The sequence below is a fragment of the Streptomyces sp. MCA2 genome (assembly GCF_023544705.1).
In the GTDB taxonomy this organism is placed as follows: Bacteria; Actinomycetota; Actinomycetes; order Streptomycetales; family Streptomycetaceae; genus Streptomyces; species Streptomyces decoyicus.
Genome location: NZ_JAMJFM010000007.1, coordinates 67,151 through 82,758, shown reverse-complemented (window position 1 = coordinate 82,758; position 15,608 = coordinate 67,151). Strand labels below are relative to the sequence as shown.

Annotated in this window: 16 protein-coding genes; 12 read left to right on the top strand and 4 right to left on the bottom strand. The window is 68.9% G+C overall.

From position 1 onward, the window contains the following. Positions 1-25: 25 nt before the first annotated feature. Together M8I34_RS07835 and M8I34_RS07830 are read left to right on the top strand one after the other, a co-directional pair. Positions 26-2,416: an immune inhibitor A domain-containing protein gene (locus M8I34_RS07835; protein WP_250048530.1), complete on the top strand. Its 2,391-nt coding sequence runs from the start codon at positions 26-28 to the stop codon at positions 2,414-2,416. 121 nt (positions 2,417-2,537) lie between these two features. Beyond that, positions 2,538-2,927, top strand: a complete 390-nt coding sequence (locus M8I34_RS07830) for a hypothetical protein (protein WP_048828910.1) — start codon at positions 2,538-2,540, stop codon at positions 2,925-2,927. A gap of 16 nt (positions 2,928-2,943) precedes the next feature. Here the strand turns inward: M8I34_RS07830 and M8I34_RS07825 are convergent, their stop codons facing one another. Together M8I34_RS07825 and M8I34_RS07820 are read right to left on the bottom strand one after the other, a co-directional pair. Continuing rightward, positions 2,944-3,540 carry an isochorismatase family protein gene (locus tag M8I34_RS07825; protein ID WP_250048529.1) on the bottom strand — a complete coding sequence of 199 codons (597 nt, stop codon included), beginning with the start codon at positions 3,538-3,540 and terminating at the stop codon, positions 2,944-2,946. Between the two features lie 164 nt (positions 3,541-3,704). Continuing rightward, complete coding sequence (locus M8I34_RS07820; RefSeq protein ID WP_250048528.1) at positions 3,705-5,033, bottom strand: nicotinate phosphoribosyltransferase; 1,329 nt, start codon at positions 5,031-5,033, stop codon at positions 3,705-3,707. Between the two features lie 152 nt (positions 5,034-5,185). On the opposite strand from M8I34_RS07820, the gene clpS reads away from it, so the two are divergent. The 8 genes from clpS (at position 5,186) to M8I34_RS07780 (ending at position 11,340) form a co-directional block, all read left to right on the top strand. After that, on the top strand, positions 5,186-5,539 hold the full coding sequence (clpS, locus tag M8I34_RS07815) for an ATP-dependent Clp protease adapter ClpS (RefSeq protein ID WP_107050243.1): 354 nt from the start codon (positions 5,186-5,188) through the stop codon (positions 5,537-5,539). After that, positions 5,536-6,129, top strand: a complete 594-nt coding sequence (locus tag M8I34_RS07810; RefSeq protein WP_250048527.1) for a DUF2017 domain-containing protein — start codon at positions 5,536-5,538, stop codon at positions 6,127-6,129. The genes clpS and M8I34_RS07810 overlap by 4 nt, the downstream gene beginning before the upstream one ends. A gap of 321 nt (positions 6,130-6,450) precedes the next feature. Continuing rightward, the gene (locus M8I34_RS07805) at positions 6,451-7,917 is read left to right on the top strand and encodes an amino acid permease (protein WP_250048526.1); all 1,467 of its coding nucleotides are present in this window, start codon (positions 6,451-6,453) and stop codon (positions 7,915-7,917) included. Positions 7,918-8,021: 104 nt separating this feature from the next. After that, complete coding sequence (locus M8I34_RS07800) at positions 8,022-8,447, top strand: Mov34/MPN/PAD-1 family protein (protein ID WP_244414595.1); 426 nt, start codon at positions 8,022-8,024, stop codon at positions 8,445-8,447. An 83-nt stretch (positions 8,448-8,530) separates the two neighbouring features. Beyond that, positions 8,531-8,704 (top strand): putative leader peptide, encoded by a 174-nt coding sequence (locus M8I34_RS07795; RefSeq protein ID WP_107426016.1) that lies wholly within the window; start codon positions 8,531-8,533, stop codon positions 8,702-8,704. A gap of 141 nt (positions 8,705-8,845) precedes the next feature. Beyond that, the gene (locus M8I34_RS07790) at positions 8,846-9,124 is read left to right on the top strand and encodes a MoaD/ThiS family protein (RefSeq protein WP_244414596.1); all 279 of its coding nucleotides are present in this window, start codon (positions 8,846-8,848) and stop codon (positions 9,122-9,124) included. Between the two features lies 1 nt (position 9,125). Then, positions 9,126-10,076, top strand: coding sequence for a PLP-dependent cysteine synthase family protein (locus tag M8I34_RS07785; RefSeq protein WP_250048525.1), 951 nt, complete (start codon positions 9,126-9,128; stop codon positions 10,074-10,076). A gap of 511 nt (positions 10,077-10,587) precedes the next feature. Then, positions 10,588-11,340, top strand: coding sequence for an MBL fold metallo-hydrolase (locus M8I34_RS07780; protein ID WP_250048524.1), 753 nt, complete (start codon positions 10,588-10,590; stop codon positions 11,338-11,340). Between the two features lie 91 nt (positions 11,341-11,431). On the opposite strand, the gene M8I34_RS07775 is transcribed toward M8I34_RS07780, so the two are convergent. Together M8I34_RS07775 and M8I34_RS07770 are read right to left on the bottom strand one after the other, a co-directional pair. Further along, positions 11,432-12,703 (bottom strand): PTS transporter subunit EIIC, encoded by a 1,272-nt coding sequence (locus M8I34_RS07775; RefSeq protein ID WP_244414599.1) that lies wholly within the window; start codon positions 12,701-12,703, stop codon positions 11,432-11,434. 264 nt (positions 12,704-12,967) lie between these two features. Continuing rightward, positions 12,968-14,281: a PTS transporter subunit EIIC gene (locus tag M8I34_RS07770; protein WP_250048523.1), complete on the bottom strand. Its 1,314-nt coding sequence runs from the start codon at positions 14,279-14,281 to the stop codon at positions 12,968-12,970. A gap of 215 nt (positions 14,282-14,496) precedes the next feature. On the opposite strand from M8I34_RS07770, the gene M8I34_RS07765 reads away from it, so the two are divergent. Then, entirely contained in the window at positions 14,497-14,736 is a 240-nt protein-coding gene (locus tag M8I34_RS07765) for a glucose PTS transporter subunit EIIB (protein WP_208683897.1), read from the top strand. Positions 14,737-14,834: 98 nt separating this feature from the next. Further along, positions 14,835-15,566, top strand: a complete 732-nt coding sequence (gene rph, locus M8I34_RS07760) for a ribonuclease PH (RefSeq protein ID WP_250048522.1) — start codon at positions 14,835-14,837, stop codon at positions 15,564-15,566. Positions 15,567-15,608 lie beyond the last annotated feature (42 nt).

Genomic DNA, 15,608 nt, shown 5'->3' with positions numbered 1-15,608 from the left:
GGTTCGAAGGGGAGGACAGCGCCAAGTGAGAGACAACAGAACGGTGTTCAGATCGGCCGCCCTGGCCACGGCAATCGCCGCGATCGGGGCGGCCGCTTTGTCTTCGGGGGTGGCTGCGGCCGACGCGCAGGGACCGTCGCCCCTCGCCAGGCGCCATGACCCCGCCCCCGAGCGGACCGTGGACCACGACCTCAAGGGGCCGTTCAGCGAGCGGCAGGCGGCCGAGCGCAAGGAAGCGCTCCAGCAGGTCATCTCCGGTGACGCGAAGACGACCGAGCGGAACGGCTCCAAGGTCGTCAAGCTCGGCAAGAGCAAGTACGTCGAGCTCGCCCGGCAGAAGACCGACAAGATCTTCACCGTCCTCGTGGACTTCGGCGACAAGGTCGACGACACCACGATGTTCGACCCGGACGGCGACGGCCCGAAGCCCCCGGTGAAGAAGTACGGCGGCGACCCCGGCCCGGCGCACAACAAGATAGCCGAGCCGGACCGTGCCGAGGACAACAGCACGGCCTGGCAGAAGGACTTCAACCAGAAGCACTTCCAGGACCTCTACTTCTCGCACGACAAGAAGAAGCAGTCGCTGGCCAAGTACTACGAGAAGCAGTCCTCGGGCCGCTACTCGGTCCAGGGTGAGGTCTCCGACTGGGTCAAGGTCGACTACAACGAGGCCCGTTACGGCTCCAACTACTGCGGCCAGACCAACTGCGCCAGCGCCTGGGACCTGATCCGCGACGGCGTCAACCAGTGGGCCAAGGACCAGAAGGCCAAGGGCCGTACCGACACCCAGATCAAGACCGACCTGGCCAAGTACGACCAGTGGGACCGCTACGACCACGACGGCGACGGCAACTTCAACGAGCCCGACGGCTACATCGACCACTTCCAGATCGTGCACGCCGGCGAGGACGAGTCCGCGGGCGGCGGCGTCCAGAAGACCAACGCCATCTGGGCGCACCGCTGGTACGCCTACGGCACCGACGCCGGCCGGACCGGCCCCGGTGCGAACAAGGCGGGCGGCACCCAGATCGGCGACACCGGGATCTGGGTCGGCGACTACACCATGCAGCCGGAGAACGGCGGACTCGGCGTCTTCGCCCACGAGTACGGCCATGACCTGGGCCTGCCGGACGAGTACGACACCAGCGGCACCGGCGAGTCCTCCGTGGACTTCTGGTCGCTGATGTCGGGCGGCTCCTGGCTCGGCACCGGCAAGAACAGCATCGGCGACCTGCCCGGCGACATGAGCGCCTGGGACAAGCTCCAGCTGGGCTGGCTCAACTACGGCAAGGCGAAGGCCGCGAAGAAGTCCACCCACAAGCTGGGCGTCGCGGAGTACAACACCAAGAACAAGCAGGCGGTGGTCGTCGAACTGCCCGCCAAGAAGGTCAAGACGGAGATCGTCGCGCCCGCGGAAGGCTCCCACCAGTGGTGGAGCGGCATGGGCGACGACCTGAAGAACACGCTGTCCCGGCCGGTGGACCTCACCGGCAAGGCCAAGGCGTCGCTGACGCTCAAGGGCTGGTGGGACATCGAGAAGGACTACGACTACCTCTACGCCGAGGTCTCCACCGACGGCGGCGCCAACTGGACCGCCCTGGACGGCACCGCGAACGGCAAGGCCCTGCCGCGTGACGGCAGCGACAAGCCCGCGCTGACCGGCACCGTCGGCGCCTACCAGGACCTCGCCTACCCGCTGGACGCCTACGCGGGCAAGAAGATCGACCTCCGCTTCCGCTACCAGACCGACGGCGGCGCGGCGCAGAAGGGCTTCGCGGCCGACAGCATCGGCGTCACGGCCGACGGCAAGCCGCTGTTCAGCGACAACGCCGAGGGCGACGACAACGGCTGGACCAGCAAGGGCTTCTCGCGCATCGGTGCGTCCTTCACCAAGGACTACCCGCAGTACTACATCGCGGAGAACCGCCAGTACGTGTCGTACGACAAGACCCTCAAGGCCGGCCCGTACAACTTCGGCTGGACCACCGACAAGCCGAGCTGGGTGGAGCACTTCCCGTACCAGAACGGCGTGCTGATCTGGCTGTGGGACACCTCGCAGGCGGACAACAACGTCGGCCAGCACCCCGGCTACGGGCAGATCCTGCCGGTGGACGCGCACCCGAAGGCCGAGCGGTGGACCGACGGCAAGCTGATGCGCAACCGCTTCCAGTCCTACGACTCGACGTTCACGCGCTACCGGACCGACGCCCTGACGCTCCACAAGGACGGCAAGCAGGTCAAGATCAAGTCGAAGCCGGGCGTGACGCTCTTCGACGACCGGAACGGCGTCTACTACGACAAGGCGAACCCGACCGGCGGTGTGATCGTTCCTGACACCGACACCCGGATCAAGATCACCAAGGAGGCCCGGGACGGCTCCACGGTGACGCTCCAGGTCGGCCGCTCCGGTAAGTAAAAGGTAAAATCGCAGGTCAGATGCTATTCGGCCGTCGCCCCCTAGCGGGCGGCGGCCGATTCGCGTTTAGATGCGTCTACAGTTCCTTGTTGACGCGAAGTCTCACGGGGGAGATATGACGATGTCCGGTGGCGGTTTCATCAGGCTTCCTGGCGGAAGCGTGGTGGTCGCCCTCTCGCTGCCCAGACCGCCCCACGGGGCGCGCGGCGGCCTCTACGACTGCGGTTGCCGGGTGCGGGTCCTGGTCCACGCCGTGAACCGACAGCGCGCCCTGACCAGGCTGCGCAACCTCGGGCTGCGGGCCGTCTACCTGCGCGGCAACAGCGAGCCGCCCACACCCGACGAGATCACGGCCGTGCTGCACCATCCGGACGGCCTGGTCTGGCGCGAGGCCCCGGAGGACGACACCGAGTCCTGGCACCCGATACGGGCGCTGCTGCGCAATCCGGCGCTCCCGGTCAGGGGGGAGGGCCCGGACGGGGACGACGAGCGCCCCGCATCGGCCGCCTGACAGCCCCGCGGGCGGCTCAGCCGCCGAGGACCACCGGCTTGCCGGTCAGCTCGGCGCCGGCCGCCCGCAGCTCCGCCAGCGCCCGCTCGGTGGTGTGCGCGGACACACCGGCGGTCAGATCCAGCAGGACATGGGTGCGCAGTCCGGCGCGGACCGCGTCCAGGGCGGTGGCGCGTACGCAGTGGTCGGTGGCGATGCCGACCACGTCGACCTCGCTGACGCGGTGCGCGCGCAGCCAGTCCTGGAGCGACGTGCCGTTCTCGTCCCCGCCCTCGAAACCGCTGTAGGCGCCGGTGTAGGAGCCCTTGTCGAAGACCGCGTCGATGGCGCCGGAGGCGAGCGCCGGGGCGAAATTGGGGTGGAAGCTGCTGCCTTCCGTGCCGGCCACGCAGTGCACCGGCCAGGAGTGCTCGTAGTCCGGGGTGTCGGAGAAGTGGTCGCCGGGATCGATGTGGTGGTCCCGGCTGGCCACGACATGGCGGTAGCAGCCGCCGGCCGCCTGGCCGATCAGATCGGTGATGGCCGCCGCGACATCCGCGCCTCCCGCCACCGCGAGGCTGCCGCCCTCGCAGAAGTCGTTCTGCACATCAACGACGATCAATGCCCGGTGCATGGTGCGTGCCTTCCGGCTGGAAATCGGGGGAGGGGCGCGGAGCGGTGGTGTGACCGAGGGTAGCCACTGGCGGGGGATTGCGGGAGAGGTGCGGAGCCCGGCGGATGCCGGGCACGGCCTGCGGCAGCCGCCGCCCGGCACCCCCCGCGGGCGACGGCGCCCGGTCAGACGTACTCGGTGGGCAGGACGGGCTCGCCGCGGGAGAGCTGGGTCGCCGACAGCGGCAGCCGGTCGCGGGCGGCGATGTGCCGGTCACGGGCGGCGTCCAGCGGCTCGCGGGCGACCACCTTGCCGGCGCTCACCAGCGGCACCAGCAGCTGCCGGTCGGCCAGCTCCGCCGGGACCGGCCCGGTGCCGATGACCTCGGCGACGGCCACACCGTCCTCGTCGACCCGGCGCGCGGCCCACTTACGGCCGCCGTGCGAGGTCTTGGCGCCCATCGACTTCTTCGCGACCGGCCGCAGCGGCGTGCCGGGCTCCTCGCCGTCGGCGCGGGCGACCAGCTTGTAGACCATCGAGCAGGTCGGGTGCCCGCTGCCGGTCACCACCTGGGTGCCGACGCCGTACGCGTCCACCGGCGCGGCGGCCAGCGAGGCGATGGCGTACTCGTCCAGATCGCTGGTCACCACGATCCTGGTCTTCCGGGCGCCCAGCTCGTCCAGCTGGTGGCGCACCCGGTGGGCGATCAGCAGCAGATCGCCGGAGTCGATCCGTACGGCGCCGAGACCGGGCCCGGCCACCTCCACGGCGGTGCGCACCGCCTGGGTGACGTCGAAGGTGTCCACGAGCAGGGTCGTACCGCTGCCGAGGGTCTCGACCTGCGCGGTGAAGGCGTCCCGCTCGGTGTCGTGCAGCAGGGTGAAGGCGTGGGCGCTGGTGCCGACGGTGGGGATGTTGTAGCGGAACCCGGCCGCCAGGTCGGAGGTGGTGTGGAAGCCGCCGACGTACGCGGCGCGGGACGCGGCCACCGCCGAGAGCTCGTGGGTGCGGCGGGCGCCCATCTCCATCAGCGGGCGGTCGCCGGCCGCCACCGACATCCGGGAGGCGGCCGCGGCCACCGCGGAGTCGTGGTTGAGGATCGAGAGGATCACCGTCTCCAGGAGGACCGCCTCGGCGAAGGTGCCCTCGACCCGCATGACCGGGGAGCCGGGGAAGTAGACCTCGCCCTCCGGGTAGCCCCAGATGTCGCCGCGGAAGCGGTAGTCGGCCAGCCACTCCAGCGTCGGCTCGTCGAGGATGCCGCGCTCGCGCAGGAAGCCGAGGATCGTCTCGTCGAAGCGGAAGTTCTCCACCGCGTCCAGCACCCGGCCGGTGCCGCCCACCACGCCGTAGCGGCGGCCCTCGGGAAGCCGGCGGGTGAAGACCTCGAAGACCGAGCGCCGGTCCCCGGTGCCGGACCGCAACGCGGCTTGCAGCATGGTGAGTTCGTACTGGTCGGTGAAGAGCGCAGTCGACGGCACGGCCACCGGCAGCCCCAGGTCTGCTGTGTTCATGGGGGAAATGCTACCCCCGATACTCGTCACTCTGACGATAGTGCTCCGGGGCGGACAAAAGGCCGTTCGCGGCCTCGGTGTGCCACCTGCCGACGCGGCCCGCGCGAGGGGCATTTGTGCGTCGCCCGCCCCCGGGTGGCAGCATGGGGCCTGTGAGCGCCCACCCGTCACCCACGATTACGCTCCGGCCGCATCGCTGCACCCTCAGTGTCCCGGTCGAGACCGAGCGTCCCGAGTCGAGCGAGGCTCCCTTCGAGGTCCCCGAACCCGACGTCCCGTGGGTCACGATCGTCCACAACGACCCGGTCAACCTCATGAGCTATGTCTCGTACGTCTTCCAGTCGTACTTCGGCTACTCCAAGGACAAGGCGCACCAGTTGATGCTCGACGTCCATCACAAGGGACGCGCGGTGGTCTCCAGCGGCAGCCGCGAGGAGATGGAACGCGACGTGCAGGCCATGCACGGCTACGGCCTGTGGGCGACCCTCCAGCAGGACCGCAAATGACCGGGCACTTCGAGCCGCAGCCCGGCGGCGGCGCCGCCGTACCCCTCGACGAGGTCGAGATCTCCATCCTGCGCAGCCTCGCCGTCCAGCTGATGGAGCTGCTCGGTCCGGGCGAGGAGGCCGGGGAGAGCGAGAGCGACGACCTGCTGGCGTCGATCTTCAACGACGGCCCCAGCGAGCCGCCCGCCGACCCGGTCCTGGCCCGGCTCTTCCCCGACGCCTACGGCGGGCCCGACCTCGTCCCCGACGACGATGTGCGCGCCGCCTCCGCCGAGTTCCGCCGCTACACCGAGAACGATCTGCGCTCCCGCAAGCGCGAGGACGCCCTGGCGCTGATCCGCGCGCTGGACACGCTGGCGCCCGCCGGTGACCGCGCGACGCTCCGCCTCGACCCGGGGGAGTGCCGGCAGTGGCTGGGGGCGCTCAATGACCTCCGGCTGGCCATCGGAACACGGCTTGAAGTGACCGATGAAGAGGACGGCGGCGTGCTGCTGCGGCTGCCGGACAGCGATCCGCGCAAGCCGATGGTGATGGCTTACCTCTGGCTCGGCGGCCTCCAGGAGACTCTCGTCGAGTCCTTGATGGGCTGAAATCGGGGCGTACTACCCCCTCCGTTGGCGCAGCGTTCGCTCAGCGGATGCTCAAATCCGGATAACGATCGCATCACTGCCCCCATGTGAATTGCGGCACTTAAGCGACCTTGTCCCCTTTCTCTCATGGTTTGATTCACGCCATCCCTAGGCGGTCCGCGAACCGCCGTGATACATGTTCACGACCTGCCGCGAGCGACGCCACCCCTGTCGCCGCGGGAGCGCTGTGCCGGCCGACCGTCGGCGTGCAGGAACTCCATCCGGGGGGATCGGGACCCGATCCGGACAGACCGGGTCGGTATGGAGAAAGGCGCACCACACATGACCTCTATGCAGGTCGACAAGCACCACGACGGCAATGAGGCACCTGGCGAGGCCTCCGAAGAGGGCTACCAGCGGGGTCTGGGAAACCGTCAGATCCAGATGATCGCCATCGGTGGCGCCATCGGTACCGGCCTCTTCCTCGGAGCCGGCAAGGCGATCTCCATGGCCGGGCCGAGCATCATCCTCGCCTACGCCATCGTCGGTCTGGTCATCTTCTTCATCATGCGGGCCCTGGGCGAGCTGCTCATGTACCGCCCCGTCTCCGGATCCTTCTCGGAGTACGGCCGCGAGTTCCTCGGCCCGTTCATCGGCTTCGTGACCGGATGGACGTACTGGCTCTTCTGGGTCGTCACCGGCATCACGGAAGTGACCGCCGCGGCCACCTATGTGCAGTACTGGAACAAGGACATACCGCAATGGGCTGCGGCGCTCGTCTTCACGTGCGCGCTCTTCGGTATCAACCTGATCTCCGTGAAGATCTTCGGTGAGCTGGAATTCTGGTTCTCGATGGTCAAGGTCACCGCGATCATCGGCATGATCCTGATCGGTCTCGGCGTGATCACCCTCGGCTTCTCCAACGCCGGTGACACCGCCTCCTTCACCAACCTGTGGTCCCACGGCGGCTTCTTCCCCAAGGGCATCGGCGGCACGCTGATGACGCTGCAAATCGTGATGTTCGCCTTCCTCGCCGTCGAGCTCGTCGGCGTGACCGCGGGCGAGGCGACCAACCCGAAGAAGGTCCTGCCCCAGGCGATCAACACCGTGCCGTGGCGGATCGGCCTCTTCTACATCGGCGCGCTGATCATCATCCTGTCCGTCGTCAGCTGGACGGTCTTCGAGCCGGGCGTCAGCCCGTTCGTCCGTGCCTTCCAGGAGATCGGCCTGCCCGCCGGCGCCGGCATCGTCAACTTCGTCGTGCTGACCGCCGCGCTCTCCTCGGCCAACTCCGGCATGTACTCCACCGGCCGGATGCTGCGCGACCTCGCGCTCAACGGCCAGGGCCCGAAGCTCTTCACCAGGCTCAGCAAGAACGGCCTGCCCACCTGGGGCACCGGCGTCTCGGTCGCGATGATGCTGTTCGGCGTCTACATCAACTACCAGTGGCCCGGTGAGGCGTTCAACTACGTCGTCTCCTTCGCCACCATCTCCGGTATGTGGGCGTGGATCGTCATCCTGGCCTCGCAGCTGCGCTACCGCGCCAAGGCGAACCGCGGCGAGCTGCCGCAGTCCGAGTTCAAGGCGCCCGGCAGCCCCTACACCTCGATCTTCGCGCTGGCCTTCATCGCCATGGTGATCGTGATGATGGGTGTCGACCCGGACGCCAGGATCTCGCTCTACGCGGCTCCCGTGTGGGCGCTCATCCTGGGCGTGGGCTACCTCTGCATCAAGCGGCGGGACGCCTCGAACGGCCTGACGGCCGGCGCGGCACCGCAGGACGCCCCCACCAAGGGCACCAAGGACTGAGGCAGTACCCGGACGGAAGAGGGCGAATCCCCCGCCCGTCCAGCATGCGGGCCCGTGCGTACCACTCTTCGGTACGTGCGGGCCCGCTGTCTATTCTTGGCGCCATGCTGACCCTCACCAAGGCGCTCTTCGACCAGATCGTCGAGCACTCCCGCCAGGACCACCCCGACGAGGCCTGCGGCGTGGTCGCGGGCCCGGCGGGCAGTGGCCGCCCCGAGCGGTTCATCCCGATGCTGAACGCCGCCCGTTCGCCCACGTTCTACGAATTCGACTCCGCCGACCTGCTCAAGCTCTACCGCGAGATGGACGACCGGGACGAGGAGCCGGTGATCATCTATCACTCGCACACCGCCACCGAGGCCTACCCCTCACGCACCGACATCTCCTACGCGAACGAGCCCGGCGCCCACTATGTCCTGGTCTCCACCGCCGACACCGACGACGCCGGGCCCTTCCAGTTCCGCTCGTACCGGATCGTGGACGGCGAGGTCACCGAGGAAGAGGTCGAGGTCGTGGCGGCGTACTCCTGAGCCGTCCCACCTGGTGTACACCAATCGTCCACATCATGGGACGAGGTTCCAATACCCGGACCGGGAATCGATACGATGACCGCATGGTTGACCACGACGTGAGCGAGAAGAGGCCGGGCATGCTGCTGCTCGCTCCGCTCGCCACGCGTCGCTCGGCATCCGCACTGCTGGGCGCGTTCGGCTGCGGAGCCGCACGGCTGCACGTGGATCTGTGCCGCCTTTCCAGCGCCATCTGTCCGCGCTGCGCCGCCGCCTGACCGGGCCCGTACCGGCAGCGCGGCGCGCGCGCCGCCCCAGCCCCGTACTTCCGGCGTCACCCGACGCCCTCCCGGCACGCCGTAGCGCCGTGCACACGGGACGCACAGCCCCCGCCACCGCACTCCGACAGGAGCACTCTCATGGCCATCGAGGTCCGAATCCCCACCATCCTGCGCACCTACACCGACGGTCAGAAGGCCGTCGAGGGCAGCGGAGAGACCCTCGCCGACCTCTTCGCCGACCTGGACAGCCGGCACACCGGCATCCGTGAGCGCATTGTCGACGGCGAGCAGCTGCGCCGCTTCGTGAACGTCTACCTCAACGACGAGGACGTCCGCTTCCTGGAAGGCATCTCCACCAAGCTCGCCGACGGCGACAACGTGACGATCCTCCCGGCAGTGGCCGGCGGAATGGTGTGACGTGCGGTACGACTCCCCGCTGGCGGCGGTCGGGAACACCCCTCTCGTCCGCCTCCCGCGCCTGTCACCCTCCGACGACGTCCGCATCTGGGCGAAGCTGGAGGACCGCAACCCCACGGGTTCGGTGAAGGACCGTCCCGCGCTGCACATGATCGAACAGGCCGAGAAGGACGGCCGGCTCACCCCCGGCTGCACCATCCTCGAACCGACCAGCGGCAACACCGGCATCTCGCTCGCCATGGCGGCCAAGCTCAAGGGCTACCGCATCGTGTGCGTCATGCCGGAGAACACCTCGTCCGAGCGGCGGGAGCTGCTCGCGATGTGGGGCGCCGAGATCATCTCCTCACCCGCGGCGGGCGGCTCCAACACGGCCGTCCGGGTGGCCAAGGAGCTGTCCGCCGAGCACCCCGACTGGGTGATGCTCTACCAGTACGGGAACCCCGACAACGCCGGTGCGCACTACGCCACCACCGGCCCCGAGATCCTCGCCGACCTCCCCTCCGTGACCCATTTCGTGGCCGGTCTGGGCACCACCGGCACGCTCATGGGCGTCGGCCGCTATCTGCGCGAGCAGGTCCCCGGCGTCCAGATCGTCGCCGCCGAGCCGCGCTACGACGATGTCGTCTACGGTCTGCGCAACCTCGACGAGGGCTTCATCCCCGAGCTCTACGACGAGTCCGTGCTCACCACCCGCTTCTCGGTCGGCTCACAGGACGCGGTCCGCCGCACCCGTGAACTCCTCGCCGAGGAAGGCATCTTCGCGGGCATCTCCACCGGCGCGGCGCTGCACGCCGCGATCGGCGTCGGCAAGAAGGCCGTCAAGGCGGGCGAGAGCGCCGACATCGTCTTCGTCGTCGCCGACGGCGGCTGGAAGTACCTCTCCACCGGCGTGTACACCGCCGAGTCCACGGAAGCGGCGATCGCCGCGCTGCACGGCCAGCTCTGGGCGTAGGGGGTGTCTCCTCGGGGAGACACCTCCCGGCCGCGGGCCCGCCGGCCGGCGGACCGGCCGCACAGGCCCGCCGCGCCCGGCGGGTGTACCGCCGGGCCCTCGCCGTCGTGGTCCCGTACCGCGGCGGCGGGACTCTTTCCGGGGGTGCACCCGCGAATTCCCGGGGGTGCACCCGCGAACGCCGGGGCACCCCCCGCACCACCTTCCGGCCGTGACGGTCCGCCCTCCTGACGAGGGCCCGGCGGAAGCCCGGCGGCACCGGTGACTGCGTACGGGCGTACGGGGCGACAGCCCAGACTGGTGATTCCGCCCACAGCTCGCCCCGCTGGAGGAGCCACAGGACCTTTTGCGCCTTACGCTCGTGGGCACCGCACCGACCGCCCAGGACCCGGCACCACCCGGCAAGGCCCCGCCGGGAAACCCCGCATGGACCTTCCCCGAGCTCCCGACGGGATTCCAGCAGGGGAGACCCCTACACCGCCGCCCCCGCCCACGGAGGTTCACGCCCGCTATGAAGCTCACTGTCGTCGGATGCTCGGGGTCGTTCCCTTCCATGGAATCGGCCTGTTCGAGCTACCTCCTGGAGGCCGACGGCTTCAGGCTGCTCCTCGACATGGGCAACGGCGCCCTGGGCGAGCTCCAGCGCCACATCGGCCTCTACGACCTGGACGCCGTACTCCTGTCGCATCTGCATGCCGATCACTGCATCGACCTGTGCGGCTATTTCGTGGTGCGCTATTACCGCCCGGACGGCGGCCGTTGTGCGCCGATGCCGGTCTACGGGCCGGCCGGCACCGAGCGCCGGCTGACCGTCGCGCACGCCGATCTGCCGTACGACGGCGCGATGAGCGAGGTCTTCGAGTTCCGCACCCTGACGCCGGGCACCTTCACCATCGGGCCGTTCACGATCCGCACGGAGCGGGTCAGCCACCCGGTGGAGTCCTTCGCCTTCCGCATCGAACACGGCGGCCGGTCCCTGACGTACTCCGGGGACACCGGCCCCTGCGACGCGCTGGAGAGCCTCGCCGCGGGCGCCGACTTCTTCCTGTGCGAGGCGTCCTTCACCTACGGCAAGGAAGACATCCCGGATCTGCACCTCAACGGCCGGGAGGCCGGCGAGAGCGCCCAGCGGGCCGGTGCGGGGCGGCTGGTGCTGACCCACATCCCGCCGTGGACCGACCCGGGCATCAGCACCCGTGACGCCCAGAAGGTCTATGACCGGCTGGTCGAGGTGGCCAAGGCGGGCGCGGTCTACGAGATCTGAGCGGGCGTCCGGCGGAACGGCGTCCCGCAGAACGGCGAAGGGCCCCGGAGTCTCTCGGCTCCGGGCCCCTTCGCTGTGCCGTACGGGTGGCTCAGGCCTTGAACTGCGCCTTGTCCAGCTCGGCGATCTCCTCGTCGGACTCGCGGCCCGGGGTGGGGAGGTTGAACTTCGTGATGGCGAAGCGGAAGACGACGTAGTACAGCGCCGCGAAGCAGAGTCCCACCAGCGCCAGCAGCCACGGCTTGGTGGCGATGCCCAGGTTCAGCACGTAGTCGATGGCGCCGGCCGAGAAGCCGAAGCCGTCCTTCATGCCCAGGGCCCAGGTCAGCGCCATCGAGATGCCGGTCAGCACCGCGTGGATCGCGTACAGCACCGGGGCGATGAACATGAACGTGAATTCGATCGGCTCGGTGACGCCGGTGACGAAGGCGGTCAGCGCGAGCGAGAGCATCATGCCGCCGACGACCTTGCGGCGCTCTGGGCGGGCGCAGTGCACGATCGCCAGGCAGGCGGCCGGGAGCGCGAACATCATGATCGGGAAGAAGCCGGTCATGAACTGGCCGGCGTGCGGGTCGCCGGCGAGGAAGCGGGCGATGTCACCGTGCTTGCCGTCGAAGTCGCCGGCCTGGAACCACGGGAAGGAGTTCAGCAGGTGGTGCATGCCGACCGGGATCAGCGCGCGGTTGGCGACACCGAAGATGCCCGCGCCGACGGCGCCGGAGCCGACCAGCCACTGGCCGAAGTCGTGCAGGGCCGTGCCCAGGACCGGCCAGATGTAGCCGAAGACGATGCCGATCACCAGGCCGGCGAAGGAGGCCAGGATCGGTACGAGGCGCCGGCCGCTGAAGAAGCCCAGCCAGTCCGGGAGCTTCTTGCGGCTGTAGCGCTGGTAGAGCAGGGCGACCACGATGCCCATCACCACACCGCCGAGCACGCCCGCGTCCACCGGGGGTGCGACGTCGGCTATCTTCCCGTCGACGACCTTCTGGATCTTCGGCAGGCTGGCGTCGCCGAAGGTGCCCAGCACCTTGCTGAAGACCAGGTAGCCGACGACGGCGGCCAGCGCGGTGGAGCCGTCCGCCTTCTTGGCGAAGCCGATGGCGATACCGACCGCGAACAGCAGCGGCATGTTGTCCAGGAGCGCGCCGCCGCCCGCCGCCATGAACTCGGCGATCTTGTTCAGGAAGGCGGGCAACGACTCCCGGCCGAGCATGTCCGGCTGGCCCAGGCGGACCATCAGCGCGGCGGCGGGCAGCGTGGCGATCGGCAGCATGAGGCTGCGGCCAATGCGCTGGGCTACTGCCATGGCGCCGGAGCCGCGGCCCTTCTTCTCGGGGGCCGCCGTGGCGGTGGCCGAACTCATCGGATTCCTCCTGGTGAGGCGGGCACTCGCAAGGGGGGACGGCCCGCTCGTTGGTCTACACCTTGGTCTACACCACTGGTGGTTTAGACCATTCTTAGCACGTAGAGCCGACATAAAGGAATCCATTCTTCCAAGTGGTGTGGACCACATGGAGACCGGCCCCTGGGTCACGGGACCCAGGGGCCGGCGGATGCGCCAACAAAGGCTGAGGTGGGGGCTGGTACGGCTGCCCCGGCGGGGAATTCCCGCGCAGTGCGCGCCGTCCTACTTCACGTTCTCCTGCTCCATCGCGTCCCCCACTTCGTCCGGCTCGCGGCCGGGCGTCGTCAGCTTGAATTTCGTGATGACGAAACGGAAGAGGGCGTAGTAGACCACCGCGAAACACAATCCGATGGGAATGATCAGCCAGGGCTTGGTCGCCAGCCCCCAGTTGATGACGTAGTCGATCAGACCCGCCGAGAAGCTGAAGCTGTCGTGCACCCCCAGCGCCCAGCTCACCGCCATCGACACACCCGTCAGCACGGCATGGATCACGTACAGCGCCGGCGCCACGAACATGAACGAATACTCGATCGGCTCGGTCACACCCGTCACGAACGACGTCAGACCGACCGACAGCATCATGCCCGCGATCTCCTTGCGGCGATGCGGCTTGGCGCAGTGCGCGATCGCCAGCGCCGCGGCCGGCAGCGCGAACATCATGATCGGGAAGAAGCCGGTGGTGAACTGCCCCGCATCCGGGTCGCCCGCCAGGAACCGGTTGATGTCACCGTGGACGACCGTGCCGTCCGGCTTGGTGAAACTGCCGAACTGGAACCAGACGAAGGTGTTCAGGAACTGGTGCAGGCCGATCACCAGCAGCGCACGGTTGGCGACACCGAAGATGCCCGAACCCCACGAACCCAGCCCCGACAGCCACTCACTGAAGCTCGTCAGCCCGTCGCCGACCGGCTGCCAGACGAACAGGCACAGCACCGCGAACACCAGGCCCACGAAGGCCATGATGATCGGGACCAGCCGGCGGCCGTTGAAGAACCCCAGCCAGTCCACCAGCTTCACCCGGTGAAAGCGCTGCCAGAGCCAGGCCGTCAGGAACCCCATGACGATGCCGCCGAACACCCCCGGGTTCTGGAAGGCGGCCGGCGTGACCGTCTGCGTCTTGTCCACGCACACCCCGCTCCACAGGCCCGCCTGCGTGTACGTCTGGCCCGAGGCGCAGCCGGACGGGAACGCGTGCAGCACCGAGAAGTAGACGAGGAACCCGGTCACCCCGGCCAGCGCCGTCGACCCGTCCGCCTTCTTGGCCATACCGATCGACACACCGATGCAGAACAGCAGCGGCAGCCCGAGCCCCGAATCCAGCAGCGCACCGCCCGCGGCCGCGAAGACCTTGCCGACGGCGTCCCAGCCCAGACCGTCCGCGCCGAACACATCCGGCTGGCCAAGACGGTTGAGAATCCCCGCAGCGGGCAGGACGGCAATCGGCAGCTGGAGGCTGCGCCCCATCTTCTGCAAGCCCTGGAAGAGATTCGACGCCCAGCCCTTCCACGGTGCCGCCGCCGCTGCGTTCGAACTCATCGGTGTCCTCCCGGCAGTCGGCCCGTCGGCAACCGACCTCGTGCTTGCCGCATACTGGTGGTGTAGACCACTCGTGGTGCACGCCGTTCCGGTGCGCACTCCGATGATCGCCATCCTTCGTCAGACAGCGGACAAACGCCCACATAGTTGGGCTGAACGTGCGTTACGGTGTGAAAACCGCACGGCGGGACCGCCGGCGGCCGAGACAAGCAGGAGTGGACATGGCCAGCAAGGCTGAGAAGATCGTCGCCGGGCTCGGCGGACTCGACAACATCGAAGAGGTCGAGGGCTGCATCACCCGCCTCCGCACCGAGGTCGTCGACTCCTCCCTCGTCGACGAGGCCGCCCTCAAGGCCGCCGGCGCCCACGGCGTCGTCAAGATGGGCACCGCGATCCAGGTTGTCATCGGCACCGACGCGGACCCCATCGCCGCCGAGATCGAAGACATGATGTGAGCTGACGAGCCGGCCTCCCGGCCGCTCCTGAAGGCCCCGCCCCGGACGATCCACCGCCCCGGAGTGGGGCCCTCGCCGTTCCCGATAGGGTCTACGCCATGTCTCGCATCGACGGCCGCACCGCCGAACAACTCCGCCCGGTCACCATCGAACGCGGCTGGAGCAAGCACGCCGAAGGCTCCGTCCTCATCTCCTTCGGCGACACCAAAGTCTTCTGCACCGCAACCGTCACCGAGGGCGTACCGCGCTGGCGCAAGGGCACCGGCGAAGGCTGGGTCACCGCCGAATACTCGATGCTGCCCCGCTCCACCAACACCCGCGGCGACCGCGAATCCGTACGCGGCAAGATCGGCGGCCGCACCCACGAAATCAGCCGCCTCATCGGCCGCTCCCTGCGCGCCGTCATCGACTACAAGGCCCTCGGCGAGAACACCATCGTCCTGGACTGCGACGTCCTCCAGGCCGACGGCGGCACCCGCACCGCCGCCATCACCGGCGCCTATGTCGCCCTCGCCGACGCCATCACCTGGGCCCAGGGCAAGAAGCTCATCAAGCACGGCCGCAAGCCCCTCACCGGCACCGTCTCCGCCATCAGCGTCGGCATCGTCGACGGCGCCCCCCTCCTCGACCTCTGCTACGAGGAAGACGTCCGCGCCGACACCGACATGAACGTCGTCTGCACCGGCGACGGCCGCTTCGTCGAGGTCCAGGGCACCGCCGAAGCCGAACCCTTCGCCCGCGAGGAACTCAACTCCCTCCTCGACCTCGCCGTGGCAGGCTGCGCCGAGCTCGACGAGGCCCAGCGGGCGGCGCTGGCCCGCACGCTCTGAAGCCACCCAGGGACACAGGGGGAGGACCCGGAGAACCCCGGA

What these genes read in the sequence shown, in the direction of transcription:
- M8I34_RS07830 (WP_048828910.1), top strand. Translation starts at nt 2,538, where the DNA reads ATGTCCGGTGGCGGTTTCATCAGGCTTCCTGGCGGAAGCGTGGTGGTC.
- M8I34_RS07825 (WP_250048529.1), bottom strand. Translation starts at nt 3,540, where the DNA reads ATGCACCGGGCATTGATCGTCGTTGATGTGCAGAACGACTTCTGCGAG.
- M8I34_RS07820 (WP_250048528.1), bottom strand. Translation starts at nt 5,033, where the DNA reads ATGAACACAGCAGACCTGGGGCTGCCGGTGGCCGTGCCGTCGACTGCG.
- M8I34_RS07810 (WP_250048527.1), top strand. Translation starts at nt 5,536, where the DNA reads ATGACCGGGCACTTCGAGCCGCAGCCCGGCGGCGGCGCCGCCGTACCC.
- M8I34_RS07805 (WP_250048526.1), top strand. Translation starts at nt 6,451, where the DNA reads ATGACCTCTATGCAGGTCGACAAGCACCACGACGGCAATGAGGCACCT.
- M8I34_RS07800 (WP_244414595.1), top strand. Translation starts at nt 8,022, where the DNA reads ATGCTGACCCTCACCAAGGCGCTCTTCGACCAGATCGTCGAGCACTCC.
- M8I34_RS07795 (WP_107426016.1), top strand. Translation starts at nt 8,531, where the DNA reads ATGGTTGACCACGACGTGAGCGAGAAGAGGCCGGGCATGCTGCTGCTC.
- M8I34_RS07790 (WP_244414596.1), top strand. Translation starts at nt 8,846, where the DNA reads ATGGCCATCGAGGTCCGAATCCCCACCATCCTGCGCACCTACACCGAC.
- M8I34_RS07780 (WP_250048524.1), top strand. Translation starts at nt 10,588, where the DNA reads ATGAAGCTCACTGTCGTCGGATGCTCGGGGTCGTTCCCTTCCATGGAA.
- M8I34_RS07775 (WP_244414599.1), bottom strand. Translation starts at nt 12,703, where the DNA reads ATGAGTTCGGCCACCGCCACGGCGGCCCCCGAGAAGAAGGGCCGCGGC.
- M8I34_RS07770 (WP_250048523.1), bottom strand. Translation starts at nt 14,281, where the DNA reads ATGAGTTCGAACGCAGCGGCGGCGGCACCGTGGAAGGGCTGGGCGTCG.
- rph (WP_250048522.1), top strand. Translation starts at nt 14,835, where the DNA reads ATGTCTCGCATCGACGGCCGCACCGCCGAACAACTCCGCCCGGTCACC.